Source organism: Grimontia marina, from assembly GCF_900060185.1.
Lineage (GTDB): Bacteria > Pseudomonadota > Gammaproteobacteria > Enterobacterales > Vibrionaceae > Enterovibrio > Enterovibrio marinus.
Genome location: NZ_FIZY01000063.1, coordinates 1 through 25,751 on the forward strand (window position 1 = coordinate 1; position 25,751 = coordinate 25,751).

The window sequence follows — 25,751 nt, forward strand, 5'->3', positions numbered from 1 at the left end:
TCGGTGCTATGATGGCCATTACTCAGTCCTTTTTGTGGGTTTTCTCTGTTTGGCGATAGATCAGATCGCGCAAACTGGACTGAGTTTCTCTTACCTTTGAGATCTACTATTAGGAACAGCTATTTAGACTAACATGCAGTTGAAAATATAATGACATTGATAAAATAAGAAGATTGGTAATGACCTAAAAATAACAATTTACTGACAATAAAATAAAAGGAGATACTAATCCAACTTGTCGAATTAGTATTTACTCATAGATACTATCTATTATTAAACAATATGCACATTAGCGAGCATCATTCCTTGCTCTGTAATCGATTTCACTCAAAATTTTGATTTTAAAAGGAAGAATGATGCACTCCTGATGCTAAAGCCTCATGTAAGCAAGAGGAGAAAATAAGTCAAAATTCACTATTTACATATTGGTTAATAATGATATTTAGATATGGAAAAATAAGCATTTTAAACGGGAAATGTCTCACTTTAAAATTCACAAAAATACAATATAGATAACCTTTATGACGTTTTAATTTTTTACAGATTTGTCAAAAAAACAATGCAACCAGGAATGCAAATGATAAAGTTTGACCCAGTAAAAAACCGGATATTTACTGATACGCGAAATGTGGGTATTGGTCACCGAGAAGGACTGATTCTTGAATTACTGGTGCAGCGTGCGCCCGATGTGATAGAGAAACAAGAAATTATCACCCATGCTTGGGGGAACATCTGCGTAGGAGATACCTCACTAGCTAAATCCATTAGCGCATTGCGACAGGCATTTTTAAAGCTAGGTGTTAAAGAAAGCCCAATCATCACAGCCCCCAGAGTGGGGTACCGTGCATTACCCGGCAGAGTAAAATGCGTTGAAATTTCATTAGAAGATGTCGTTGAGAATCCCCTCTCAACGGAAACACCCAATCCACACGAGAAATTGGATACTGAATCCACAGAACAACAAGATACCTCGAATTGCAGCGACCTTTCCCCAACCTGTCCTCCCTATATCAGAATCATATTGAATACACTTTCAGTCATACTTATATTTGCCACACTCGCGATTCTCTCTATCAAACTGGATCTCGCACCCTGGCCGCCTCACGCAGCGCATTTGGCGCTAACTCAACAGCGAGTTGGTGAATTGATACTCATCAAATCTCCATCGGTAAAACTCTCGCTACCTCTTAGGCGTTTACTTGCTTCAAACCAGTGCGACTGCGTCGTTTTTGTCGGGATTGGAGACGGAGAAAACGAACTTGCTTGGTTCCATCGCCAAACACAAGACGCTGTTAATCTCACTTATCGTTCAGGCCAGTTTCCTGTTGTCTCTGCCCAAATAACACAATTTGTGGAGGAACGAAAATGAAAGCCACCATTGCTTTTCTTTTTCTCAACATCAGTGTACTTACAGGTGTGCTGGCACTGCCCTGGCAGCAACATTTAATGTCAGGTCACTATGAGCATCTTCTGGTAAAGGTTCATCCCGACCGGAGTACGACCATTGCAAAAGGGCAGGCTGCCATTGATGGCCGCTCTGTTATCCATGTTGCGACCATAGAAGATAGCACCGCAAAGCAAACCAGTTTGGTGAAGCTCACTGGGCATTTGGCATCAACACTCGACTCCAGCTTCCTGCTTAAGTGCGACGTTGAGTTGGTCTATGTCAACAACCTAGGTATTGCCACCGACTTATTTCATGCCACACCCTACCTGTTTTTAGAGCAAGGAAGTCGTCTGGCAAAACTAGATGTTATTTACGAAGATCCCGATTTCTTATTGATCAAGGATGAGATGTCTGGTCATACCCAGCTTATCACACGCCTTTGAAGCAAGAATAAGCTTGAAAATAGAGTGTAGTGTATTGATTTTATTGGTGATTAATTTTCATTGTTTTTCAGTTAGCACCTCCAATATGCAGTGCCATGCTGACCCTGTGTTATCTAAAAAACACAAACACAACATCTAAAAACAATGGAGAAAAAGCCATGCCTAGAGTCACCCTATCGCTGATCACCCTGTCTCTACTTTCAGCGTTTTCTACACCCAGCTTTGCAAAGATTTTTCCCGATCAGCTTGTCGTTGATACCGGAGGAGACGACGTTTGTCGCTCCGGCTATCGTCCCATCACACGAAGTGAAGCCACGCTGCATCGCGACTATTTGCTTTCGAAAATGGGTCAGTGGCAAATTACCGGTCTGAAAGATAACTGGGTCATCATGGGAACTGGACATGAAGGAAGGATTAAGCAGGATATACCCAATTATAGTACTTGGTGCCACCCAAACAGCACTGGAAACACTGAAATTCCTACTCTTGCCAAATATACTTTGCCAGAAGGGGAAGAATTCGATGTTGAGTACAGTCTGGTGTCCGATGAGAGCAAGTTTATCCGCCCTCTCAGTTACCTTGCTGACTATCTAGGATATGCTTGGGTCGGCGGGAATAGTAGTGATTATGTTGGTCGTGACATGTCTGTCCGGAAGGATGGCGACGAATGGGTGATACAAGGTAATAACCGAGGTTCATGTACAGGGTATCGGTGTGACGAGAAAACGGCTATCCGCGTCAGTAACTTTAACTACACCCTGAACAGCGATGATTTCTGGCATGGTGAGGTTACAGAGTCGGATAAGCAACTTATTACATCCATAGAGACCACCGCGAGAAACAGAAGTGACATCCCACAACAGATGGTCGTTGAACTCAAAGTGGATCAATCAACTAATTGGTCAAAAACCGACACGTACGGCTTCTCGCAGGCTGTAGAAACCAAAAACGAGTTTGAGTGGCCACTGGTCGGCAAAACAGAAGTTGCCATCAAGCTGGGCGCTAATCAGAGTTGGGCAAACACCAACGGAGGGGCATCCTCTGAAACAGTGACGCTTCAGACACGCCCTATGGTACCCGCTAATTCAGAAATTCCAATACGCGTAGAGCTTTACCGTTCCACTATTTCTTACCCATACAGATTCAGTGCTGATGTCAGCTACGATGTCGAGTTTGATGGCTTCTTACGCTGGGGGGGTAATGCATGGAATACACACCCAACCAACCGCCCGAACCATAAGCATACTTTTACGATGGGAAGAGCCAGCAACCCGTCAGCGGATATTCGCCACCAATGGAATATTCGCCATATTCCAGGAGCTTCACAATGGTGGGATTGGAGTTGGGCTATTCAGGAATATGGTTTGCCGACAATGCAAAACCTTACCAGTGAGAGCCTTCGTCCTTTTGAAGCGGTTGTTTCCGGTCATTTCAATGCTGAATCCCAGTTTGCCGGTACCGTTGAAATTGGTAAGGCAAGGCCGATCTCAGATTCTCACCGCTCCAGCGCGAACAACATCTTACGAAAGGGAGACGTTGAGCTGGAAACCAATCTGGATACTGATGAATTGCGTTCACTCGGTTTTGGAGATGTTGAGCTCAGTGTTAAATAACTGTCTTTGATATTGGTATAACAAAACCGCTGCATTAGCGGCGGTTTTGTACTCAGAGGTTTCTACGACTCACTCAGGACATACCTACATAGCGCTCAGTGTTCGCAATGGTATCTATCCACCGTGCGATGTTTGGGTAGTTTTCCAGACTGAACCCGCCTTCATGCGCCACGTGCGTGTAAGCATAAAGCGAGATATCTGCGATGGTCATGGTATCGCCAACGAGGAAAGCCGATTTTCCTAGTTGCCGCTCCATCAATTTCAGCGCTTTGTGTCCACCAGACAGTAAAGAGTGGTATTCGTCAACTCGCTCTTTTGGCATTCCCTGATATTTCTGAATGAATCGTGCAACAGCAATAAACGGTTCGTGCGAGAATTGTTCAAAGAAAAGCCATTCGTAGACTTTGGCTTTTAAGAAGTTATCTGTCGGCAGATAAGAGGTACCTTCTGCAAAGTAGCCCAGAATAGCGTTTGATTCAGACAACACACGTCCATCATCCAAAACCACTACGGGTATCTTCCCATTTGGGTTCACCGCCAGAAATTCGGCCATTTTTGTCTCGCCTTTCAAGATATCAACATGTTGCCAATCGTGCTCAATATCCAGAAACGAAAGTATCAGTTTTACTTTCAGGCAATTTCCGGACTTCATATCTCCGTAAACAAGCATTCCTTTCTCCTAGCCCGTGATCTCTTCGCCCGCTTCTCCTTGCGGCACAACAACGGTGTTCAGTTTGGATTCCTCAATCCATTGCTTCATGGCAGCATCATCCAACACTTTATTCATGTAGCGCTGGGCGTCGGCAGACACAGAAACGCCGTAAGTTAGAAAACGCAACGCGACAGGCGCATACATCACATCCGCAATCGAGAAGCCACCAAACAACCAGCCACCTTTATCACCAAACTGTGCCATTTGCTCAGTCCATATGGCATCTATGCGCGCGATGTCCTTTAAGCATGCTTCTGAAGGTGAGACATTGCGGTGCGAACGGATATTCATTGGCATCTCTCCGCGAAGTGCCGTGAACCCGGAGTGCATTTCAGCAGATAGCGCACGCGCCTTGGCACGCTGGGCGACGTCTTCAGGCCAACCCTTTCCGTTGAGATATTGCTCGTTGACGTACTCACAAATGGCCAGAGAGTCCCAGACAGCAACATCGCCATCCACCAATACTGGCACCTTTCCCGCACCGGAGTGTTTGTCAATCTCGGCGTAGAAAGCATCCGTGAATAATTCGAGGTCAACTTCTTCAAAATCAATATCAAAGCTTCGGAGAACCAGCCAGCCGCGGAGTGACCAAGTCGAGTAATTTTTATTGGCGATTATCAGTTTCATCAGGCTTTCCTTTTGCTTTTTGTTGATGTGAACGAGTATGCTCATAAGCAGAAAAGGTTTCTAACGTATAGTTTTGATACTTATTATTCGATTTCATGATGTAAGGACAGTTCGGGAATGGATATCGATTCACTGCGAAGCTTTTTAGCCATCGTGGACACAGGAAGTTTTACCCGGGCTGCCTCGCAGATTCACCGTACACAATCTGCCATCAGCATGCAGATTAAAAAGCTGGAAGAAGAACTGGGCAACCCGTTGTTTGACAGAGAGAAACGCCCACTTACCGTCAGCCTCGCCGGTCAGCGTTTGGTCAGTCACGCCCGCAGGCTGGTTGCCTCACACGATGAAGCGCTAGATGCTTTCAGGCGTGAAGATAACACACGTCCAATCCGTATTGGTTGTCCGGATGACTATGCGGAATCGCTGCTGCCTCAGCTTCTGGAGGCATTTCGTCACCAACTTGGTAATGTCACTTTTGATGTGCTTTGCGCATCGAGCGTTCTGTTACGCCAACGACTGGACAGCGGTGATTTGGATTTAGCCATTGTGACCCGAGCACCGGATTCAGACGAAGGATGGCTGTTGAAACATGACAAAGGAGTCTGGATATGTGGTGACGACACATCTCTGATAGAACGTCGCCCCCTGCCTTTAGCGCTGTTTGATAAAAGCTGTAAATTCCATACAACGGCGCTCGATGGACTTGGCAAGTTTGGCATTGATGTCGATTTGGTGGCTTTCACCACCAGTGCGTCGACTCTGGTCGGATTGGTTCGAACCCGGCAAGCAATTTCCGCCATGGCCTCTGGCAGTGCACCACCGGATCTGACGGTGATTCAGAGCGCCAAACTACCACCGCTTCCCGCAATCGATATTGTGATGGTCTCAGCGACACATTCACATCCAATGATCACGACGTCGGTAATTTCTTCCATTTCACATCAGTTCACGGCAGGACAAGTCAAAATCGCTTGATGATTATTGTCTGGAACAAAGAAGCAGCCGAATGGCTACTTCTTTGTTCTGATGGTTACGCCTAACGACTGATAGCCAGATAGGCACCAGCGCCAATCATAAGAGAACCGGCGCCGCGGTTCATTCGCTTCACCGCTTTTTCCGTTTTAAGAAGCTTTGCTGCGCGATCTGCGCCCACAGCGACCATCATGACACCACTCATCAAGGCAAAACCTGCCAGCACATTCGCCAGCACCACATCACCCATGCTAAGAAGCGTCACATCCATAAAGGTTGGCAAAAACGCGATATAAAACAGAATGACCTTAGGATTTGAAGCTGAAATTAAGAAGCCTTGGGTAAAATCAGCGGCTGCACCGGAAGATTTCTTTACTGTTTCTTCAGATAGCTGCGCGACCTGCGGCAAAGCTCTGAACATCTTGTAGCCCAAATAAATCAGGTAAGCTGCACCCACATAGCGGACCACGGTAAACAATCCTGCGTAATTTTCTGCAATAGTTGCCAGACCAAAACATGCCAACGCCAGGTATATCAGATCACTCGCTACCATACCCGCAGAAATCGCCACACAATCTCGCCAGCCTGTCACCATAGCTCGAGCCAGTATAGCGAAAATACCCGGGCCTGGAGTAATGGCAAAAACGAATATAGCAATGCTGAATGTCATCGCCCCTTCCAGCGTCATCTGTCGTTCCTCACAATGCTTTTCACCATATGAACGACACTAGCAAAAGCCAGCATGGTACTCTGTTTGAGTTTTGACTGAGTTTTCATACTTCTTCCATCAACGCAGCAAGGTTCTCGGCTAAAGAATATCTATTCTTACCGTTTGCTTTGGCGTCATACATGGCTTTATCTGCCTGCTCGATAACTTGTGCCAAAGATGAAGCATCTTTCGCCGCCCAGTAGCGAACACCAATACTCGCACTCACTCTTGGTTTATAGTTGTTAATCACGATTTCATCGCTAAGTTTTCTCAGAAGTCGACTCGCAATCTTATCGACTGGCGCGTTGCCATAAAGTGCAATCAGGAACTCGTCACCGGATAATCGGGACACGAAGTCGCGCCGCGAAACCGACGACTTCAAACGCTCAGCCACCACTTTTAGTAACTCATCCCCGACTTGGTGACCGAACTGATCGTTCACCGCTTTAAAACCATCCAAATCGATAAACAGCACGTGCATATCACACTCTCTGTCGTGATCCTGACTGAGTTTATCCAGCGCGTGAGCACGGTTTGCCAGCCCAGTAAGCGCATCATGATTCGCGATGTAGTTCAGGCGTTAGATTTCCATTTCTGCTGACAAATCGACAATGGTAACAACAAATCCTTCCACGCAACCCCAGTGGTTTGTGAGGGTTCGAGCAACAACCTGACAAGGTATTTCAATGCCTCCATGACCGAATAGAATACGGTGCCATTCCATAGTACCTGTCGATAACAGTGTTTTCAGCTCGGAAAAGGTCATTTTGTAAGAGCTATCTGTCGACAAAGTGCGCCAAGAGTGGTGTACACCAAATGTCTGAATACACGCCGCATTCTGCGTCTTGATCGTCAAATCGCGGGACATCACTAAAGTGGCATCCTGACTTTTATCAAAAATTAGCTCCGCGAGTTTACGGCGTTGCTCCGCCTCACGTTGTTCAGTCACGTCTTCAAACTGCACCAAAGAATGCCGCGCAGTACCCATTGGCTGAGTACTTACCTTAAACACTTTGCCCGTTGCGCTATGAGTCAACTCGATCCCTTTCATCGGCTGGTGCAAGTCGATAGCACGTGAAATTGCCTGTACGCGGGACACAGGCTCAAAGGTTTTTAATAGCTTTGTCAAATTCCTTGGTGAGCAGCTTACCCGGCGCAGAATATATTCTGCCGCTGGGTTGAAATACGTCACCACATCCCCTGGTGCAATAACCATCACGCCATGCTCCATAGTATCGAGCACTTCACCAATATACTGACTCTTGTTTTCCAGTTGGTTAAGGGTTTGCTTGAGCTGGTAATCACGCTCTGAAAGATTTGAAACCAAGTCATTAAAGCATGCTGTCAGTTTCCCCAGTTCGTCGTGATGTTTAACAGGAATGGCACGCCCGAAAACACCAAGCCTTAACATGGAAGACATAGACTGATGGAGTGAAGAGAGTGGATGTGAGACAAGACGATGAAGCATTTGAGCAAACATCAACGCCAACAATGAAAGCAATGTCGTGCCGACAACCAAATAGCCCACTAGAAAATGGCGTTCTCTTTCTATCGCTTCGCGAGAAACGTACACTTCAATGAAGCCGAGGATTTCCTCCCCCAACACAATCGGCTTTTTCACCCGCTCGTAATTGGTGTCGCTACAAACAATGGATGCCTCTGTGAAGCGGCAGTCTAGCGGTAGGTCCATCACCGAAGCGAATAGAGTGCGGTTTGACGTGCGAACCCACGCGCCAATAAGTTCTGGATCTACACGCAATGCTTCCAGTTGCTCCAAAGCCGTGCGCTGGTCATCAAATGCCAGCGCCGCAGTCAAGTTAACCGCCGCGGCATTGGTTAGTATTTCGGTACGACCGATGAGGCTCTTTTCCATTTTGTCTTCAGCGATATTTTCTATCGCAAAGCCAAGTAATACAACGCCAGAAGTCATCAACAACCAGGTTGGTAGTACCAGTTTAACTCTCAGGGGGAGGTTGTTCAGCCAGCTAAGAATCATGCCTTGTCCTCCCTTCCATCACTGCAATTGATAGCAATTGCGAGCGCAGGGAAAATGGCGCTCCCGCAAGATTTTTTCTATTGATAAGCGGCTTTATCCTGTTGTTCACTCTGACAAACGCCACCATGCCGCCTGCTCTGGTAAAACGCCGACCTTCCCCAACCAAAAGCGCATTGGGAAACGTTGCTTTTAACGCAGATACTTTATCGGTTTCGTCAGTGTTGCTGTAAATAATATGGCATGCCGGCACCGAAACTTCCCCACGCTGGATTTGATGGAATATTGCCTGAGGTTTCTTCTCGATAATTTCTTTCAGCTTTCTGCTGACATCGTTCTCAGCATCGACACAAAATTGGTATTGAGATGAAGGGTCATGTGACGACTTCCAATCCACCAACATCGCAAACCGGAATAGATAAACAGCCTTTAAATCGTCATCACGGATATCACTGGCACGCGTACCGGTGCTGATCGCAAAGACGATCAAAGCCGAAAGCCAGAGCAAGGTTGCTCTGGCTTTGTCACTGCGATAGAAGTGATGAATTAATGGACTTATCATGGAAGTTGCCAATCTATTTCAAGCCAGTACTGGGTGGCATTATCAAAACCACCATGGCTAGCAGGATATTCATTTATTTGATCGTTGAGGAGGTTTTCAATCGAGAGAACAAACTCGGGGTAATCCTTTGCAGGTTGCCAGCCAGCAATGAAATCCCAAGTCAGAACTTCCGGCCAGCCAAATTCGGCCTCACTTCCCACCCGTTCATCTGGTTTGGAAGCTGACACATAATGCAGAACGTTGCTGACCCAAAGACTCGGCGTGATATCCCACATAATTTGCGCGTTTGCTAGATGTACAGGTTCGTTTTCATAAGCACGCATTGGCGACTCACTATTTCTGCATACATCGCCGTGGCAACCCGCTTTTATCTTTCGGTATGAGTAACTGGCATTAACCTGAAAATCGCCTGAAGGCTGCCATTTCACGCTTAACTCACCCCCATGAGTTCGCGCACTCAAAGGAGCAATCTGTCGATACTTGTATACATCGATGATGGTGCCAACTGTGCCCGGAGAAGAGTTCTCTCAGATATAACTGCGTTCTGCACTTTCCAATTGCCAAGCTGGAATATCTGACTCTTCACTAAGGAAAAGGTTGGCGTCAAATTGGAGCAACTTGTCTGCCCACAGCCTATAACCAACCTCAAACGTTTCTACTTCAGGAACAGGCATATTTTCATTACCCTGATTCACAAAGAGCTGCATGTAATCAAAGTTGTATGGAAAACAATTGGTTGAGTTCCCTGCCTCACAGAAGGACACATCGCTCACGTAATCATTTTGTTGGAAATCCATGGTCCTAGCTTGGCGCGCTGGTGTGATAACCGCACGTCCCCAGCCTAACCAAAGACGCTGGTTCTCACTGAGATCCTGCATTAAGCGAATTTGTGGCTGAGCCAAAGTATCTTCGACCAGATTGAAATACTGCCAACGGTTCCCCACCATCAATTGGGTAGTGTCCGTTAGCGGGTACGTGTAGTTGAGATAAAGCGCAACGCTGTGGTTAGTGAAACCAGGCTCATCAGTCACCCTTAGATAAGGTTGAGTAAGGCGCTCAGAGTCACTATAAGGTCGGAAATACTCTTCAACCAGTCGGTAGTTGAGTCCCACCATAACGTGGCCACCAAGCACGCTACTGTCGGTGTAGGTAGTTTCTGAATCAAAGCGGGTGAAGTACGCATTTCGGTCGCTGCTATCACTGCTACTGTATGTGAGCCAGAATTGCTGTTCCCATTGAGTATCGAGGCTCAACTCCCGGAGATATTTAATGCCTGCGAAGTATTCCTCAGCGACCATTTCGGCATCAAACGCTACATAATCTTCCATATCCTGACCGGGATACATGAAATGTGGTTGGTACGTTAGCCATTGATAATCTTCTCGGGAACGGATGCCACCGACTTGGAAGGAAATTGTGTGATCCAGATTCTGGTAGTCGCCACGCATACCGAATCGCTCGGTGTATACCCGAAAATCCTGTAGGTTCTGCAATTCATCTTGTTTGCTCGTCCAAGGCATGTGCTGAACATACTCTGTGTAGCCACTTAGGAAGAAGTTGCCTGAAATCTCTCCGCCATGACGGACCTGATACTCCTGATAGTGATAATTACCTACCGAAGCAGACACATGACTTCTTGGCGCATCTTCTGCATCCAGCGTGATGATGTTAATCACGGCATTCGCGGCATTCCCGCCCCAGATAGTACCAACAGGTCCCAGTACCACTTCAATGCGATCGACATTTTTGAGGCTTACTGGAATCAAGTCCCAGTCCACACCGGAAAACATGCCATTAAACACACTTCGGCCGTCAACCATCACTAACATAGTATTACTGAGCGCTTCATTCGTAGTTCGGGCAGCAATACCCCAGTCATAGTTCGAATACTTGGCAACGTGTAAACCCGGTGACAGCGCCAGCACATCAGCGATAGATCTCGCGCCAGAGCGCTTGATCTCTTTCGATGTGATCACATGAACAGCCGCTGGAATATCAGCCAGACTGAGTGAAGTGCGGGTTGCCGATACCACTTTGGTATCAGAAAGTGACTCTAATGGCATGTCCAGCAATGCGTCGAGGTCGACATTGGCCAGAGAAGGCAATGATATAGGTAGGCATAAATAAGCAGCCATCGCGGCTCGGCGGACTTTAAGCATTTCGCATATTCCAGAAAATCGTTATCGCCTCAACACCGTAAAACTGCATCCGTCGGGCGACATGCCATCCGTGATTTTTTGGGTTCAAAAAGCGGTGGTTTTCGTACGTTGAATTACAGTGTACTTTTAATCGCATTATACGTGCGACAGACGGGAGAAAATAGCTATTTGGATGGTAAAAGTAGGGTTTTTAACGCACTCAGAGGCATATCTCATTATAAGTCAGAAAAATGACACAGCCATCAACGAGCGCGTCATTTATTCGTCACTAAAATGAGAAATAAAATGTCTATATATCAAAAATTTAATATTAAATTTTATTCTCTATTCACAAACAGGCTATCACACCAAATTTTTCAATTTAGCTAGGCCATATGCAGCAACAGTAACACTATCTTTTATCTCTCCATCTATCATCATGCGCTCAAACTCTTCTATGGGGAATGAGTCAGAAATCAGATCTTCTTCTTCCTCGTCAAGCGACTTCCCAACATTGGTTAACTGACTCGCCAGATAGATATGGCAGGTTTGGTTCAGAAACCCGTAAGCAATATATTGCGCACCGACATACACCATTTCTTTGGCATCCATTCCCGTCTCTTCACGAAGCTCGCCTTTCGCCAGTTCTAAGTGATCAGCTTCTGGACGCAACTCCCAAGCCCCCTGTGGCAATTCCCAGCAGCGCGCTTGGACGGTATAGCGGTACTGCTGAACCAAGTGGATTAGCCCGTTATCAATCGCCATGATCACCGCACAATCAGGTTTATCCACTACCCCATAAATACCTTCCGCACCGCTTGGGCGGAGAATTTTATCTTCACGAACGGTCATCCATTTATTCTGGTAAACCACTTTGGTATCGAGCTGTTTAATCATTGTTCTACTTTTCTGTTCAAGGACGTTTCATAAGAGAAAATCATAGCGCGCATATTTCTGCATCAATGATACATGCACTCCCTTGCCAAAATTAAGATTCGTGATATTTTTCGCACCAGTAATTCAACTGGAATAGTGACCATGCCAAAGGCAAGTGAGATTAAAAAGAACGCCGTTATAGAACACAACGGTAAAGTACTGGCAGTGAAAGATATTACTAAGCTGACCCCAAGCGGCCGCGCGGGCAATAGCCTTTTCCGTATGCGTCTTTATGATGTAGCAACCGGCGCGAAAGTTGACGAAAGCTTCAAAGCAGACGACATGATTACCCTGGCGGATTTCAGCCGTCACCCTGCTGATTTTTCTTATGTTGATGGCAACGAGTACGTTTTCATGGATTCTGAAGACTATACGCCTTATCACTTCAATCAAGATGACATCGGAGAAGAACTGCTTTTCATCACTGAAGAAACCAAAGGCATTCAAGTTCTGGCTGTCAGTGGCAAGCCTGTAGCGTTAGAACTGCCTTCTGCCGTTGACCTTGTGATCACCGATACCTCACCGTCTATCAAAGGTGCTTCAGCAAGCGCACGTACCAAGCCAGCGACTTTGACCACAGGCCTGGTGGTTCAAGTGCCAGAATACGTAGCGCCTGGCGACAAAATCCGTGTGAACACAGTGGAACACAAATTCATGAACCGCGTAGAGTCCAAATAATCTCTGCGACGCTTCACAACAAAAAGCCCCGGCCTCGAGCTGGGGCTTTTTTATTAGGCGATACGCCCGCTCAACGTCAATGCGTGGATAACATCGTCTCGCGACTTTCGGATATAAGGTGTTCAGATATCTATAGCATGGAGCGCGGCAACTGCCTTTGAGCCGTTGTGGAAAATCACTTATGGGGCGATTTCACTCTCCAGCGCCTCGCATAGAGCGATCGCTGTCCTCAACCAGCAACCTTGAAGCATAGTGCTTTAGCAACTCCCAATCATTCAGGCGAATGCTGATCCCCTGCTCCCATGCCGAATTCACGGCCGCGCTCTGGACGCTTCCTGCAATGGTTGGCGAAGCTTCATTGTTTGAGGCAGTAAAAGGCGTCAGGCTCAATTCAATCTGCATGCTGTTTTCCGCCAGGTTCAGATCTTTCTGCAGATAAATATCAGGATAACGGGATCCCGCATTCAGAATGCATTCAATGTCATCTGGCGAGTCACTTCTATGCCAACAAACACGTACCGATAAGCCTTTGCCAGCAAGCTTAAGTAGTTCACCAAAAGCCAACCATCGGTTGCGGCAATCCCTAACTGCCATTGACACTTCGGGGAAGTAAATCAGTCTTTCAACCGCAACATCAATCAGCGCGGGCAAGTGACAAAACAAGCTACCGCCGTGAAGGTTCACGAGGATATTGCCATCAGTAATGTCACAAAGCGGAGAGCGCGCCTGCTGCTCGCCATCAAGCGAAGGTAAGGCTTCCACAAACATGGAAACGCCCCCCAGTCCTGCCATTTCCAGATCGACAACAGTGTCTGCAATGGTATCTGACTCGCCGTGTGGATGGTTTAACGCATCAAATGCCTTGGCGCATACCCCTACCAGCTCGTTATGAGAGACCCGAATCATACTGTCTCCCCTCGCTCATTTGATGAGGTCAAGACGGGAAAAAGCCAAGAGTCAGTATCTGCAACACGGCCAAGCTCCTCGTAAGTGGGGGCGCCCTGAAACAAAGTGACTCTCACCCAACGGTCTGAACGAGGGTCAAATTTGGTCGCACCAAACATCGATAGTTTGCAGCGGAGTAAGTGCATCGGCAGGACATTTTTTCCGAGCACATTCATTTGAATATCGCCCATGGGGCAGTTGCCGAGCGTCCACACACGGCGCGCAATCATCCTGAAACCATTGTTTTCTAGCAGGAACTCCGCCAGAGACATATCCGGGTCTGCCTTCTTCAATGATTCATAGAATCTTGATACCTGTCTGCCAACATCGAGGCTCAGCTCTCTTTCTTCTCCAGGTTCCTCACCACGCACTGCCATACGAGGCTCTTCCTTGTCCTGGGAGCGATACCAGAACCAATACTGGCTATCTGGTTGCGAGAAATCGATACTCAGCGCCCATTGATAACGTGTTTCCAATAGAGATAGCATGGCTGCAACTTTAATGCCCGGAGTGAGTGACAGGGACTCATCAGCATTCATTTCATTACAAAACGGGTCTACCACCTCAGGGAAGGCTTCAAGCAGGCAAGTAACCAGAATTTCCTGCGTTTCAAAAGTGTATTTTTCCGCCGCTGAAACTGCAGCGCTCCAGCATGACCTGTCTCTGGAAAGCATCACGATGTCCTGCTCCAGACGGGGAAGTTCATCCACGCTCCGAGCGTTTAAGTCTTGCTGATGCTCGTCTATGGTCACAACTTCTTTCAAGTGCTTTCTTGCCTTGTTCAACAAAGACAATATCCTCACCTTACTGTCTTCATCGATCGGTTGCTGTGAAACAGCAGACAAAGCCATTTCACGGTGAGTTAGCCAGTTATCCACGACCCGAGGATGGCGAATAAGATAAGGCGCCATACCCAAACCCGTTGCGTTGCCCACACCAATATAACGCTGTAACTCCGGTTTCAGCGTGATAGCGCACTCACCGCCTTTTTGCTTCGCCAGAAAGTGAACCCAATCAAGGCTGAACTCGCGAAGCATATAGACAGCACACATTTGCGCACTGAAGGAGAGGCGAAAATCCGGGTTTTCATCCAGTGTTTCAAAATCAGCAATCCCGAACTTTCCGTTACCATACACTGCAGTCGTGCGGAGGATATAACCCACATTGGCAATTTCCTGGGCATTCGGTTGATGTCCTGAAGCCAGCGCTTCAATCACATGTTCAAACACGCGCACACTTTTGTTGGCGCGGGATAAAACCAGCACCTGCGTTGTGTTTCTGCCAGCCTCCTGCAGCGGCACATTCTGGCGCAATCTATCCAACTCCCGTTGGTTGACCCTGCCTTTGACCAGTGCCATGGTCACATCCCACTTTTCCGCAATCACGCGGTCGTTACGCTCTTCATCGGCAATCGCTGTAGAAAAGACCACCAATTGATAAACCCCGTTAGGTGTCTTCAATTCGTAAACTGCTGTTCCGAATCCATCCGTCGCAATGTCCCACTGAACGCATTCAATCTTCCACTGCTCTGATTCCATCTTTCTCAACAAACTACGCACGAAGCTAAGACGGGTCTGGTGCATGGCACCCAATCGATAGGGATCCATTACTACAGCCGGATCACGCAGCATAGTGACACTTTCCATAGCAGTTTTCGCATTCATGACGTCGCACCTACAAACGCTTAGATTTGTTGATTATTAAGGGACAGCCTTATTAACGCTGTCCCATATTTGCCTTGTAACTGTCATTTCACGACGGTTAATCCAGTCCTTGGTCTTTCGCCATTTGAAGAGCGATTTTCGGACCATTCCACAGCGATGGCAGCAGGATGAGGGATACCGGCACCGCAGTGATAACAATGAAGGATTGGAGTGCGGAAACGCCGCCTGAGCCTAGGGAGATAAGAATGATGGCAGTTGCCCCCATAATGACACCCCAGAAAGTGCGCATCAGACCATTTGGGTTGAGGTCGCCGCTGATCACCACACTGATGGTGTAAGTCATGGAGTCACCCGTGGTGACAATGAACACCGTGGTGAGGATTAGGAATAGAATCGACATCAGCATAGGGAACGGCAGTTGCTGAGTGATTGCAAGCAGTGAAGCAGGAAGGTTAAAGCCTTCGAATGCCTTACTCACCGAGCCCGGGTCCGCCATTTCAAAAGCCAGACCAGAACCGCCCACGATGGTGAACCAGAAGCAGGTGATGAGCGGCGCGATAATACTGATCGTGGTGACCAGTTGACGAATCGTTCTACCACGTGAGATACGTGCAATGAAGATGGCCATCATCGGACCGTATCCCAGGAACCAGCCCCAGAAGAAAACAGTCCACCAGCTCAGCCAACCCATGTCACCGCGGAAGGTTGCCATAGGGATGAAGTTATCGACCATGGTGCCTACGCCTTGCAGGTAACCATTGATAATGAAATCAGTCGGGCCCACCAAAAGGATATAGGCCATCAGACCAACCGCCAGAATCACGTTGTAACGACTCAGGATCTGGATACCGCGGTTGACGCCACTCAATGCTGAGATGGTGTAGATAGCGATTGCACAGAGGATGATGATGAATTGGGTTGTAAATCCGTCAGGCAATGCAAACAAGGCGTTCAGTGCGTAACTGATTTGCAAGCCAAGAAAACCAATCGGACCAATGGTTCCCGCAGCAACCGCAATGATGCAGCAAGCGTCAATCAGGGCACCAAACATACCTGTCATGGCACGCTCACCAAATACCGGATAAAGCAAAGTTCGTGGCTTGAGAGGTAGTCCTTTATCATAGTGAAGGTGCATCAACACAATGGTGGTCAAGGTGCCAAGGATAGCCCAAGCAAGGAAACCCCAGTGCATGAAGGACTGTGCCAATGCATTAAAAGCCTGACGCTGAATATTGCCTTCTGGCACGCCATACAGTGGAGGAGGATTAACGAAGTGAGCAATCGGCTCTGCCGCCGCCCAAAAGACTCCACCGCCGGCCAAAAGGGTACAAAGAATGATAGCCAGCCATTTGAAACCTTCCATTTCGGGCTTGTCCATCGCACCTAAGCGCACCCTCCCGGTACCTGGACTGAACGCCAGTGCAAGACCAATCAAAAACGTCGCTAGCAATAGCAACTGCCAGTAAGGGCCAAAGAAGGACACACTCCAACTGAAGCCAGCATTGACCAGCGAAGACAGAAGCTTGTTATCAACAAGCGCTGTCACCACAAACAGCGTGAGAAAACCGCCGCTCATCCAAAAAACCGGATTATCAAGACCCAGTTTCACCCAGACACTTTGTTCCTTATTTACAGTGCTTGTCTTCTCTGCATTGAGTAATTCAGACATCATCTGTCTCCACGTTGTCGTTAGCTCCTGAACCAGCGTCCAAGAACCTTGCTCCTTGTGAGCGGGTTATCCCGCCTCGCGAAATGTTTTATTCCGACCTTAAGCCGTCTTTCAAAAAAGTGAGCCAGTTGCGGCCGAGTATCCCTGCCGTTTCCTGTTCACTGAATCCAATTTCGCGCAATCCCTGATAAATGTTTTTTAATCCGCTGGTCTCCGGGAACCACGGCAAAGCCGCAGGCCAACCAGCGTTTGAGGCCGAGCCTTCTCCATAATCGAGGCTTTTTGACCATCTACCATTTCGCATCCATTCGAGAACGCTCTGTGGCTGGTTTTGACAAAGGTCACTGCCAATAGCAAGGTGTTCTACACCCACCATTTCAGCGGTATCTGCGACCATTCGGCAAAAGTCTTCCAGGCTGCAATCGCTGCCGCCAGGAAGGTGGAAAGGGTAAAGACTGAAGCCAAGCAAACCACCTCTTTCGCACAAGGCACGGATCACTTCATCCGACTTATTGCGAAGTGCAGGATGCGCATGCTGGGGGTTTGCATGGCTTATACAGATAGGGCGCGAGGACAGATCAATCGCCTCCAGCGTTGAACGTTCAGAACTATGAGACATATCCACGATCATGCCAACACGGTTCATCTCTGCGATAGCTTGCTTACCAAAGCGGGTGACACCGCTGTCTTCCTGCTCGTAACAACCCGTCGCCAGCAAGCTCTGGTTGTTATAGGTCAATTGCATGATCAAAAGACCAAGCTTACGCATCACCTCAATCAGGCCGATTTCATCGTCGATCGGCGAGCAATTCTGGGCACCAAAGAAGATCCCCACTTTGCCTTCACGTTTCGCCTTGAAAACGTCATCCATAGACATAACAGGCATGATCAAATCGCTGTTTCGCTCGAAGTGTAAGTTCCACTCGGCAAAACGGGTAAGTGTTTCACGCGCAGTCTCGTGGTACACCAAGGTCACATGAACCGCAGTGACACCACTTTGTTTGAGCGATTCAAAATACGCTCTGTCCCAGAGGCAGTACTGCAGTCCATCGATGATGATTTCGTCCTGATACATAAGCTGTCCCTACCCTGATCAATTAGTACGCGCGCTGGTAAGCCGTTTTCACGATGGTGTAGAAGTCACGTGCATACTGGCCCTGCTCGCGCGGACCAAAGCTGGATTCCTTACGGCCACCAAACGGTACGTGATAGTCAGTGCCTGCTGTTGGCAGATTCACCATCACACAACCGGTTTGGGCTTGTTGTTTAAAGAGGGCACTGCTGCGAAGGCTGGATGTCACAATCCCCGCAGTCAGGCCAAAACGGGTTTCATTCACTTTGTCGATGGCCTCATCCAGAGAGCCAACTCGCTGTACACAGGCCATGGGTGCAAACAGTTCTTCCTGATTAATATCCCAATCGTTTTGGGTATTAATGAACAAGGTCGGTGCCATGTAATAACCGTCGTTTTCAAGGGTTAAACGCTCACCACCTGTCACCAGTTCTGCACCCAGTTCATGGGCTCTTTCCACCCACTTAAGGTTCGAAGAGAGTTGGCGATCATCGACGACTGGCCCCATAGATACGCCGTCTTCCAATGCATGTCCGACTTTCAGTTGCTGCATACGAGCGGAAAGTGCTTCAACGTAAGCATCATGAACACTATCAAGGACGATAAGACGGGAGGACGCCGTACATTTCTGGCCAGTCCCTGAAAATGAGCCAGCTATGGTCGCTTCTACCGCGATGTTGATATCAGCATCATCGGCAATGACCAACGCATTCTTACTGCCCATTTCAAGTTGGCAGCGAACAAAATTAGGCGCCGTCGCTGCTGCTACTTTTCGGCCCACATCCACAGACCCCGTGAAGCTGACAGCATCAATTTCGCTGCTGTGGATCAGGGTGTCGCCCACCTCAGAACCAGAGCCCAGCACCAGATTAAATGCTCCTGCTGGCAGCCCAGAACGGTGAATGATGTCTGCGAGCGCCACAGCACTTGCCGGTGTCAGGTTGGCAGGCTTCCAAATTACGCTGTTGCCAAATGCCAGCGCTGGCGCAATTTTCCAAGAGGCGGTCGCCGTCGGGAAGTTCCATGGCGAAATGATCGCAACCACGCCCACCGCTTCGCGGGTGACTTCGACCTGAACGCCGGGGCGCACAGATTCAGCCATTTCACCCATTTGACGCAGCACTTCTGCCGCATAGTATTGGAAAAATTGCCCCGCACGGTAAATCTCACCACGACCTTCTGCGAAAGGTTTGCCCTCTTCGCTGGAAAGCAAACGGCCCAATTCATCACAACGTGCAATCAGCTCATCACCAATGGTTTGCAGCACTTTCTGTTTTTGTTCCAGAGGCGTTTTCGCCCAAACTGGCTGCGCTTCACGTGCACTGGCAATCGCCTGATGAACCTGAGCTTGGCTGGCTTGCGCAAAGTCCCCCAAAGACTCGGAAATGTTAGATGGGTTGATGTTGGCAACCGTACGGTTTCCCTGACACCATTCTCCACCAATGTAGAGTGCGTTTTCTCTGTTCAGGCTCATCGTTGACTCCTTGATCTCTATTTCTTATTTCAAATTCATTCGTTATTGAGGAAGCGCGGCATACACCACCAGCTCCACCAACATGCCTTCCCTTGCTAAATCCGCCACAACCATGGCCGCACGGTTTGGATATGGCGCATTAAAATATTCGGCGTAGACCTTGTTAACAGTATGGAGGTAGTTACGGTCAGTCACATAAATCAACACTTGCAGTACCGCAGAGCTAGTCACACCCGCACTTTCAAGTGTGTGCATCAGGTTATTCATGGTTTGACGGGTCTGCGCTTCAATCCCGCCATTCACCAACTGACCTTGTTTATCAATAGGGATTTGAGCGGTGTAGAGCGTGCCGTTATGCCCAACCGCCCACTCAAGCGGAGCTTTTGAGGCAAACAAGTCAGTTTTAATCACGGATTTCTCTACGTGGCGATTTTCTTGGGGCAACATTGAATTAAGACTCTCTTTGTCAATTTGTTAACAATTGATTAAAGTCTGCCTTACAATTGTTGATAAAACGAACGGTTAATTTTTTTCAATTGTTCAGTTTTATTTATCATTCATACCCAAACAACCGGAAGATGCGTGAGTTCAGATTGTTTGGGTATATCAAGAAAGGATTTGGTGTGTATGGATATCAAACTGCAGCAGTTGAAACACTTTTCTCTGGTGTCAGAACAACGGGGATTTCGCGCTGCCGCATCAAAGGCAAATCGCTCGCAGGCGGCCCTGTCAACCTCAGTCAAAGAACTGGAAAAGATACTAGGGCAGGCACTGTTTGATACCGGACACAAAGCAAAGCTGACCCCTTTTGGCGAGTTTTGTCTTCCCAAAATCAACCAGTTCCTGAAACTCTATGAGGAGTTGAACTCTGACCTCTGCGCCGCAGCCGCAGGCCAGTTAGGTCAGGTCAGAATTGCAAGTGTGCCCTCCGTTGCCGCCAAGTTGATCCCTACCGTTTTGGCAAGCTACACAGAAAATCATCCCAACGTGGATGTCGCTCTGGTTGATGACAACGCGGCGGGTGTAGAAGCAAGGTTGCTCGCAGGTGAAGTAGATTTAGCACTGGGGAACTGTCTCCATATTCAGGATGAACGCATTGAGTTTACCCCATTGCTAGCTGACCCTCTCGGCGTGGTTTGCCTTAACGACCATCCCCTTTCCAAACAACTGCGGGACATTGAATGGCAGGATCTGGTGGCGCTTCCTTTTGTAAAAAATGGCACCTGCACCCTGCTTGAGCCCACGCATGCCAATGTACTTGCTGCCAATGCGCGTTACAGCGTTGAAAACATCACTTCCCTGTTTTCCGTTTTAAAGCTTGGGATAGGCATTACTACCCTCCCTAGACTCGCCTTCCCAGATGATGAAAAGGATCTCTGTTGGCTCCCCCTAACAACACCTTATGTAGAAAGACAAATTGGTATCTTACGGCTTAAAGATCGCTACTTTTCGCCGCAGGCTTACGAATTTTACGAACTGTGCAAATCCCGACTTTCGACGATAGGAATAACCAATTCTAACGATAGGAGAAATGAAATGGCTTAAAAGGCGAGATATGAATAACCTACATTTAAGCAAATCAAAGGAAAGGTTTTCAAAATGAGTACATTAACCGTGCGTTGCCCACATTGTAGTAAGCTGAATCGTATTCCAGCCGAGCGCGTTGATGAGAATCCAAGCTGCGGCATTTGTAAGTCTTCGCTGCTGACAGGAAAACCGATTGAAGGCACTGATGACAACATGGAATCCCTGCTCGCTTCTGGTAAGTCTGTGGTGGTTGATTTCTGGGCACCTTGGTGTGGCCCATGTCAGGGATTCGCACCGGTATTTGAAGCCACTGCAAAAGGTAAGCAAGAAGACGCTATCTTCGTCAAAGTCAATACAGAAGAGCAGCAGGCGCTGGCAGCCAAATACCGCATCCGCAGCATACCTACCATTATGGTGTTCAAGGATGGCAAGATGGCACAGCAAATCAACGGTGCGCTGCCGCAAAATGAGTTTAACGGCTGGTTGTCTGAAGCTATCTAAATCATTTCATTATCCGTATTGAGGGGCGCTAACGCGCTCCTTTTCTGTTTCTAGCGCGAAGGTCCTCAGACCCTAGAAACCCTCAATAACGACAAAAATCTAGGGGTTGTTATTAAAAACGTTAAATGATAATAATTATCATTACATAGAGTAAATCCAAGGCTGATTGATGATCGACAGAACGTTTTTATACACACAGTATTTTCAGTCGTTGGAAAGGTTTAACCAGCCAGATGTCGTCTGGGGTTATGAGCCTGATGTGGTTTACCACTTTATCCAGTCAGGTGTTACCTTGGCGTCTTACCATGAATTAGGTGCAGAAAACGAGAGCCCGCTACTCGCCGAGCTTTATCTGCGTCAGGTTTACTTCGCACTGATTGAAGCTATCCGCGACCCTGAGCGCTCACAACAATTCCGCCACGTGTGCCTGAACATGATTCATGAACCTCTAATTGCACTTAAACGTTTTTATAAGCGTCGACATGGTGGAGAGAAAAGATTCCTCACACTTCAACACGAATTACAACGCCTTCAGGCACCGCTGGATTAAAGGCAAAAGGACCCTGTATGACTATCCAAGAATTCAGAACAGAAAAAGACAGCATGGGGGAGGTCCGCGTTCCTGCCGATTCCCTCTACCAAGCCCAAACTCAGCGCGCGTTGGACAACTTCCAGTTCAGCCGACACACTATGCCGGCCACTTTTATTCAGGCCTTGGCATACATTAAGCAGACCGCTGCTATCACCAATGCACAGCTAGGCTTGCTACAAGGTGATATTGCCGAATCTATCTCTGATGCTGCCCAAGAGATCATTGATGGTGAACACCTCGACCAGTTTCCTGTCGATGTGTTCCAAACCGGCTCTGGCACCAGTTCAAACATGAACGCCAATGAAGTGATTGCGACGCTCGCCAGCGCCAAGCTTGGCGATGTCGTTAGTCCAAATGACCACGTAAACATGGGACAAAGTAGCAATGACGTAATTCCTACCGCGATTCAAGTTAGCGCCGCTTTGACGATTGAAAAACACCTTCTACCATCTTTGGCGCACCTCTCCCATACACTGCATATGAAGCGTGAAGATATCGGTGCCGTGGTCAAAACAGGGCGCACCCACTTGATGGATGCGATGCCAGTAACCTTTGATCAAGAACTCGGCGGCTGGCAGTTCCAAGTTGAGCATGCCAAAGAGGGTATTGAGCGCAGCCTGAAAACTGTTAAGGCACTTGCACAAGGTGGTACTGCGGTTGGCACAGGTATTAATGTAGATCCACGCTTTGCTTCCGCATTCGCCCACAACCTGTCACAAGCGACAGGCTCGCAGTTTGAAGCCAGCGAAAACTTCTTCTTCAACCTCAGCAGTCAAGACGCCATGGTTGCTTTATCTGGCCAACTCAAGACGGCTGCTGTCGCCATCATGAAGATTGCCAATGATCTACGCTGGATGAACTCCGGTCCGCTGGCGGGGCTGGGAGAAATTGAGCTTCAAGGCTTACAGCCAGGATCTTCCATCATGCCGGGCAAAGTGAACCCTGTGATTCCTGAGGCCGCAGCGATGGCAGCAGCGCAGGTGATTGGCAACGATGCCACCGTCACCGTGGCAGGTCAGTCCGGCAACTTCCAGCTTAACGTGATGCTTCCAGTGATTGCTCACAATGTGTTGGAGAGTATTGAACTGCTCAGTAACAGCTCGCGTGCACTCGCAGACAAGGCCATTTTCACGTTCACGGTCAGGAAAGAAAATCTGGATGTTGCGCTAGCGAAGAATCCCATTTTGGTGACGGCGCTCAATCCTGTGATTGGCTACCTGAAAGCGGCAGAGATCGCCAAAAAGGCATACAAAGAAGGGCGAGCCATCATTGATGTCGCGGAAGAAGAGACAGATTTAGACAGAGAAACGTTAACGCGCTTGCTCGACCCCACCCAACTCACCCAAGGCGGGTTAGCAGAATAGAATAAGAATACCCAAACGACCTGAAGATGCTTGAATTCAGAGGTCATCAATGCGTTCAATTCGAAGCAAATTTCGCGAAGAATAGTTGCTCTATTTCCGGGGAATTTAACGAAGAAGTGGGCGCATTGAAGGCCTCCCTTCGGGCGAGTTGACTGACGCCCTCAATTGAGAGCGTTTGTTGTTAGGGGCTGTTGACTTTTGGTGGTTAAATTTTGTTTTCGCTATAAGCGTTTTAGGCGCGGCGAGGTGTGTGCCGCCTAGTTATTCTAAGCAAATACACCTCAACAAAGCATAAAATCCCCACAAACTGCTGCAAAAATCATCACCAAAGCTCAACAGCCCCTAGTGAAAGCAAACTTCCTAAATCAGGAATTAGTGCTTTTTCGGCCCGTAACGAACCAGATCTTTGCCGGTTTCAAACACTTCAGGCGTTACGTCGCGCGCAAGGATCAGTTGATGTTTATCATCCAGCACGGCGAGAAACGGCTGACCGGTAGCATTGTTGGTTGCCAGCGCAACACCCGCTACACCTGTCAGTCCCAGACCACCGCTTTCAATCGCGATAAGGAAGGTTTCCAGTTCTTCGAGGGTGCTGATGATATCAATTTTGTCAGTCATAAATTCACAGTTATTGTGGCTAGTCCAATGCGCGGATTATTCCATGCTGTATGCCGTGGAAGCAAGGCACAGTCCCAACACTAAGCGAATAGTGGCGTTCAGTCGCCTGAATCAGTTGCCAGTACTGGGTTTCGGCTGTAATATCGCGCCGATTTTTTCGGGCTCGGATGTCTTTCTGACCGCCCAACCGACGAGATTCTCTGAGTAAAATCAGATGTTAACGCGGGGATGACGAAGTATCCCTGGAGTATTAATGCGCCCTATCGAGGGGGCCTTTGGAGGTGGAAACCGACAATGAAAAAATGGTCTGCAATTCTGGCCAGCGCTGCATGTGCAGCTGCTATCTTCACCACACCGGCACAAGCTGCTGATGATCAACTGATTTTCGCGAACTGGGGTCCTTACATCTCAACAGAGCTGTTGGAACAATTTACCCGCGAAACTGGCATTAAGGTTATCTACTCAACGTACGAGTCAAACGAGACCCTGTATGCGAAAATGAAAACTCACCCAGACGGGTATGATCTTGTGGTGCCATCAACCTACTTCGTAGCAAAAATGCGCGATGAAGGTATGCTCCAGAAAATCGACCATTCGAAGCTGAACAACTTCAACGAGCTGGATAAGAACTACCTCGACAAGCCGTTCGATCCAAGCAATGACTACTCCATTCCTCACGTGATTGCGATGACAGGTCTGGCAGTAAACACAGACATGTATAACCCGGAAGATTTCGACAGCTGGGCAGATCTGTGGAACCCAGAGCTCGAAGGCCAAATCATGCTGATGGACGACACCCGCGAAGTGTTCCATATCGCGCTGCGTAAGCTGGGTTACTCGGGTAACTCTACCGATCCAAAACAAATCGATGAAGCTTACGAAGAGCTGAAGAAACTGATGCCAAACGTACTGGTATTTAACTCAGACAACCCGGCGAACCCTTACCTGTCTGGTGAAGTAGGTCTGGGCATGCTGTGGAACGGCTCAGCTGCTGCAGCACAACGTGAAGGTCTGCCGATTGAACTGGTATGGCCGAAAGAAGGCGGTATCTTCTGGGTAGATAGCCTGGCAATTCCAAAGAACGCCAAGAACACCGAAGCAGCTCACAAAATGATCGACTTCCTTCTGCGTCCTGAAATTGCAGAAAAAATCAGTGCTGATACCGGTTACCTGACTGCGGTTGAGAAATCTAACGCCGTCTACAAAGACAACCCAACCTTGTTCCCACCACAAGAAGACATTGACCGTGGTGAGTGGCAAGATGCCGTTGGCAACCTGACCGAGAAGTATGAGAACTACTTCCTGCGTTTGAAAACTGGCGAGTAATTCCGTTTAAAACTGTCTTTAAGGGCTGCTGTTACAGCGGTCCTTATTGTATGGGTATATTCAATATTAGTATGCAAAGTGGGCTAGTCATCTAAATAGCTGTTCCTAATAGTAGATCTCAAAGATAAGAGAAACTCAGTCCGCTTTGTGCGATCTGATCAATCGCCAAACCGAAACATACCGACAAAAGGACTGAGTGATGGCCATCATAGCACCGATACCTCGTGGC

24 protein-coding genes and 1 pseudogene are annotated in these 25,751 nt (G+C 48.0%); 10 read left to right on the forward strand and 15 right to left on the reverse strand.

Annotated elements, in window-relative coordinates:
- Positions 1-577: 577 nt before the first annotated feature.
- The 3 genes from GMA8713_RS21805 to GMA8713_RS21815 all read left to right on the forward strand — a co-directional run bounded on the left by GMA8713_RS21805 (position 578) and on the right by GMA8713_RS21815 (position 3,443).
- Positions 578-1,369, forward strand: a complete 792-nt coding sequence (locus tag GMA8713_RS21805) for a winged helix-turn-helix domain-containing protein (RefSeq protein WP_062714229.1) — start codon at positions 578-580, stop codon at positions 1,367-1,369.
- Positions 1,366-1,830 carry a hypothetical protein gene (locus GMA8713_RS21810; protein ID WP_062714232.1) on the forward strand — a complete coding sequence of 155 codons (465 nt, stop codon included), beginning with the start codon at positions 1,366-1,368 and terminating at the stop codon, positions 1,828-1,830. The genes GMA8713_RS21805 and GMA8713_RS21810 overlap by 4 nt, the downstream gene beginning before the upstream one ends.
- 158 nt (positions 1,831-1,988) lie before the next feature.
- On the forward strand, positions 1,989-3,443 hold the full coding sequence (locus tag GMA8713_RS21815) for an aerolysin family beta-barrel pore-forming toxin (protein ID WP_062714234.1): 1,455 nt from the start codon (positions 1,989-1,991) through the stop codon (positions 3,441-3,443).
- A gap of 73 nt (positions 3,444-3,516) precedes the next feature.
- Here GMA8713_RS21815 and GMA8713_RS21820 read toward each other — a convergent pair whose 3' ends face one another.
- Positions 3,517-4,113, reverse strand: a complete 597-nt coding sequence (locus GMA8713_RS21820; protein WP_062714237.1) for a glutathione S-transferase family protein — start codon at positions 4,111-4,113, stop codon at positions 3,517-3,519.
- A 9-nt stretch (positions 4,114-4,122) separates the two neighbouring features.
- On the reverse strand, positions 4,123-4,782 hold the full coding sequence (locus GMA8713_RS21825; protein WP_062714239.1) for a glutathione S-transferase family protein: 660 nt from the start codon (positions 4,780-4,782) through the stop codon (positions 4,123-4,125).
- Positions 4,783-4,899: 117 nt separating this feature from the next.
- Between GMA8713_RS21825 and GMA8713_RS21830 the strand changes: the two genes are divergently transcribed.
- The gene (locus GMA8713_RS21830) at positions 4,900-5,757 is read left to right on the forward strand and encodes a LysR family transcriptional regulator (RefSeq protein ID WP_062714241.1); all 858 of its coding nucleotides are present in this window, start codon (positions 4,900-4,902) and stop codon (positions 5,755-5,757) included.
- A 61-nt stretch (positions 5,758-5,818) separates the two neighbouring features.
- Here the strand turns inward: GMA8713_RS21830 and GMA8713_RS21835 are convergent, their stop codons facing one another.
- The 6 genes and pseudogenes from GMA8713_RS21835 to GMA8713_RS21855 form a co-directional block, all read right to left on the reverse strand.
- Positions 5,819-6,442: a LysE family translocator gene (locus tag GMA8713_RS21835; RefSeq protein WP_062714243.1), complete on the reverse strand. Its 624-nt coding sequence runs from the start codon at positions 6,440-6,442 to the stop codon at positions 5,819-5,821.
- Positions 6,443-6,527: 85 nt separating this feature from the next.
- On the reverse strand, positions 6,528-7,040 hold the full coding sequence (locus GMA8713_RS28245; protein WP_306456067.1) for a GGDEF domain-containing protein: 513 nt from the start codon (positions 7,038-7,040) through the stop codon (positions 6,528-6,530).
- 3 nt (positions 7,041-7,043) lie between these two features.
- A complete protein-coding gene (locus GMA8713_RS21840; protein ID WP_232314518.1) occupies positions 7,044-8,459 on the reverse strand; it encodes a CHASE sensor domain-containing protein in 1,416 nt (471 codons plus the stop codon).
- Positions 8,449-9,030: a YfiR family protein gene (locus GMA8713_RS21845; RefSeq protein WP_232314519.1), complete on the reverse strand. Its 582-nt coding sequence runs from the start codon at positions 9,028-9,030 to the stop codon at positions 8,449-8,451. The genes GMA8713_RS21840 and GMA8713_RS21845 overlap by 11 nt, the downstream gene beginning before the upstream one ends.
- A pseudogene (locus tag GMA8713_RS21850) lies at positions 9,015-11,177 on the reverse strand (TonB-dependent receptor plug domain-containing protein). Before GMA8713_RS21850 ends, GMA8713_RS21845 begins: the two are co-directional and overlap by 16 nt.
- Positions 11,178-11,519: 342 nt before the next feature.
- Entirely contained in the window at positions 11,520-12,053 is a 534-nt protein-coding gene (locus tag GMA8713_RS21855) for an NUDIX hydrolase (protein WP_062714246.1), read from the reverse strand.
- A gap of 141 nt (positions 12,054-12,194) precedes the next feature.
- Here GMA8713_RS21855 and efpL point away from each other — a divergent pair, with 141 nt between their 5' ends.
- Positions 12,195-12,770, forward strand: coding sequence for an elongation factor P-like protein EfpL (gene efpL / locus GMA8713_RS21860; protein WP_062714268.1), 576 nt, complete (start codon positions 12,195-12,197; stop codon positions 12,768-12,770).
- A gap of 192 nt (positions 12,771-12,962) precedes the next feature.
- Here the strand turns inward: efpL and GMA8713_RS21865 are convergent, their stop codons facing one another.
- From GMA8713_RS21865 to GMA8713_RS21890, 6 genes are all read right to left on the reverse strand, one after another.
- Positions 12,963-13,676 carry a DUF3726 domain-containing protein gene (locus GMA8713_RS21865; protein ID WP_062714247.1) on the reverse strand — a complete coding sequence of 238 codons (714 nt, stop codon included), beginning with the start codon at positions 13,674-13,676 and terminating at the stop codon, positions 12,963-12,965.
- A complete protein-coding gene (locus tag GMA8713_RS21870) occupies positions 13,673-15,379 on the reverse strand; it encodes a hypothetical protein (protein WP_062714249.1) in 1,707 nt (568 codons plus the stop codon). Before GMA8713_RS21870 ends, GMA8713_RS21865 begins: the two co-directional genes overlap by 4 nt.
- Positions 15,380-15,476: 97 nt before the next feature.
- Positions 15,477-17,048, reverse strand: a complete 1,572-nt coding sequence (locus tag GMA8713_RS21875; RefSeq protein WP_062714251.1) for a BCCT family transporter — start codon at positions 17,046-17,048, stop codon at positions 15,477-15,479.
- A gap of 88 nt (positions 17,049-17,136) precedes the next feature.
- Positions 17,137-18,123 (reverse strand): membrane dipeptidase, encoded by a 987-nt coding sequence (locus GMA8713_RS21880; RefSeq protein ID WP_062714253.1) that lies wholly within the window; start codon positions 18,121-18,123, stop codon positions 17,137-17,139.
- Between the two features lie 22 nt (positions 18,124-18,145).
- Positions 18,146-19,594, reverse strand: a complete 1,449-nt coding sequence (locus tag GMA8713_RS21885; protein ID WP_062714255.1) for an aldehyde dehydrogenase family protein — start codon at positions 19,592-19,594, stop codon at positions 18,146-18,148.
- 42 nt (positions 19,595-19,636) lie between these two features.
- Entirely contained in the window at positions 19,637-20,041 is a 405-nt protein-coding gene (locus GMA8713_RS21890; RefSeq protein WP_062714257.1) for a RidA family protein, read from the reverse strand.
- A 180-nt stretch (positions 20,042-20,221) separates the two neighbouring features.
- On the opposite strand from GMA8713_RS21890, the gene GMA8713_RS21895 reads away from it, so the two are divergent.
- The 4 genes from GMA8713_RS21895 (at position 20,222) to GMA8713_RS21910 (ending at position 23,578) form a co-directional block, all read left to right on the forward strand.
- Positions 20,222-21,139 carry a LysR family transcriptional regulator gene (locus GMA8713_RS21895; RefSeq protein ID WP_062714258.1) on the forward strand — a complete coding sequence of 306 codons (918 nt, stop codon included), beginning with the start codon at positions 20,222-20,224 and terminating at the stop codon, positions 21,137-21,139.
- A gap of 54 nt (positions 21,140-21,193) precedes the next feature.
- The gene (gene trxC, locus GMA8713_RS21900) at positions 21,194-21,622 is read left to right on the forward strand and encodes a thioredoxin TrxC (RefSeq protein ID WP_062714260.1); all 429 of its coding nucleotides are present in this window, start codon (positions 21,194-21,196) and stop codon (positions 21,620-21,622) included.
- Between the two features lie 169 nt (positions 21,623-21,791).
- A complete protein-coding gene (locus tag GMA8713_RS21905) occupies positions 21,792-22,172 on the forward strand; it encodes a hypothetical protein (protein ID WP_062714262.1) in 381 nt (126 codons plus the stop codon).
- 17 nt (positions 22,173-22,189) lie between these two features.
- Positions 22,190-23,578 carry a class II fumarate hydratase gene (locus GMA8713_RS21910; protein ID WP_062714264.1) on the forward strand — a complete coding sequence of 463 codons (1,389 nt, stop codon included), beginning with the start codon at positions 22,190-22,192 and terminating at the stop codon, positions 23,576-23,578.
- A gap of 372 nt (positions 23,579-23,950) precedes the next feature.
- Here the strand turns inward: GMA8713_RS21910 and GMA8713_RS21915 are convergent, their stop codons facing one another.
- Positions 23,951-24,196, reverse strand: coding sequence for a hypothetical protein (locus GMA8713_RS21915; RefSeq protein WP_002538593.1), 246 nt, complete (start codon positions 24,194-24,196; stop codon positions 23,951-23,953).
- A gap of 294 nt (positions 24,197-24,490) precedes the next feature.
- Between GMA8713_RS21915 and GMA8713_RS21920 the strand changes: the two genes are divergently transcribed.
- Entirely contained in the window at positions 24,491-25,522 is a 1,032-nt protein-coding gene (locus GMA8713_RS21920) for an extracellular solute-binding protein (protein WP_062714266.1), read from the forward strand.
- Positions 25,523-25,751: the final 229 nt, after the last annotated feature.

Excerpts from the sequence above, each read along its gene's own strand:
- GMA8713_RS21870 (WP_062714249.1), bottom strand. The coding sequence starts at position 15,379 with ATGAATGCGAAAACTGCTATGGAAAGTGTCACTATGCTGCGTGATCCG.
- GMA8713_RS21905 (WP_062714262.1), top strand. The coding sequence starts at position 21,792 with ATGATCGACAGAACGTTTTTATACACACAGTATTTTCAGTCGTTGGAA.
- GMA8713_RS21825 (WP_062714239.1), bottom strand. The coding sequence starts at position 4,782 with ATGAAACTGATAATCGCCAATAAAAATTACTCGACTTGGTCACTCCGC.
- GMA8713_RS21910 (WP_062714264.1), top strand. The coding sequence starts at position 22,190 with ATGACTATCCAAGAATTCAGAACAGAAAAAGACAGCATGGGGGAGGTC.
- GMA8713_RS21885 (WP_062714255.1), bottom strand. The coding sequence starts at position 19,594 with ATGAGCCTGAACAGAGAAAACGCACTCTACATTGGTGGAGAATGGTGT.
- GMA8713_RS21805 (WP_062714229.1), top strand. The coding sequence starts at position 578 with ATGATAAAGTTTGACCCAGTAAAAAACCGGATATTTACTGATACGCGA.
- GMA8713_RS21875 (WP_062714251.1), bottom strand. The coding sequence starts at position 17,048 with ATGTCTGAATTACTCAATGCAGAGAAGACAAGCACTGTAAATAAGGAA.
- GMA8713_RS21915 (WP_002538593.1), bottom strand. The coding sequence starts at position 24,196 with ATGACTGACAAAATTGATATCATCAGCACCCTCGAAGAACTGGAAACC.
- efpL (WP_062714268.1), top strand. The coding sequence starts at position 12,195 with ATGCCAAAGGCAAGTGAGATTAAAAAGAACGCCGTTATAGAACACAAC.
- GMA8713_RS21890 (WP_062714257.1), bottom strand. The coding sequence starts at position 20,041 with ATGTTGCCCCAAGAAAATCGCCACGTAGAGAAATCCGTGATTAAAACT.
- GMA8713_RS21830 (WP_062714241.1), top strand. The coding sequence starts at position 4,900 with ATGGATATCGATTCACTGCGAAGCTTTTTAGCCATCGTGGACACAGGA.
- GMA8713_RS21840 (WP_232314518.1), bottom strand. The coding sequence starts at position 8,459 with ATGATTCTTAGCTGGCTGAACAACCTCCCCCTGAGAGTTAAACTGGTA.
- GMA8713_RS21895 (WP_062714258.1), top strand. The coding sequence starts at position 20,222 with ATGGATATCAAACTGCAGCAGTTGAAACACTTTTCTCTGGTGTCAGAA.
- GMA8713_RS21820 (WP_062714237.1), bottom strand. The coding sequence starts at position 4,113 with ATGCTTGTTTACGGAGATATGAAGTCCGGAAATTGCCTGAAAGTAAAA.
- GMA8713_RS21815 (WP_062714234.1), top strand. The coding sequence starts at position 1,989 with ATGCCTAGAGTCACCCTATCGCTGATCACCCTGTCTCTACTTTCAGCG.
- GMA8713_RS21835 (WP_062714243.1), bottom strand. The coding sequence starts at position 6,442 with ATGACGCTGGAAGGGGCGATGACATTCAGCATTGCTATATTCGTTTTT.
- GMA8713_RS21865 (WP_062714247.1), bottom strand. The coding sequence starts at position 13,676 with ATGATTCGGGTCTCTCATAACGAGCTGGTAGGGGTATGCGCCAAGGCA.
- trxC (WP_062714260.1), top strand. The coding sequence starts at position 21,194 with ATGAGTACATTAACCGTGCGTTGCCCACATTGTAGTAAGCTGAATCGT.
- GMA8713_RS21810 (WP_062714232.1), top strand. The coding sequence starts at position 1,366 with ATGAAAGCCACCATTGCTTTTCTTTTTCTCAACATCAGTGTACTTACA.
- GMA8713_RS21920 (WP_062714266.1), top strand. The coding sequence starts at position 24,491 with ATGAAAAAATGGTCTGCAATTCTGGCCAGCGCTGCATGTGCAGCTGCT.
- GMA8713_RS21880 (WP_062714253.1), bottom strand. The coding sequence starts at position 18,123 with ATGTATCAGGACGAAATCATCATCGATGGACTGCAGTACTGCCTCTGG.
- GMA8713_RS21855 (WP_062714246.1), bottom strand. The coding sequence starts at position 12,053 with ATGATTAAACAGCTCGATACCAAAGTGGTTTACCAGAATAAATGGATG.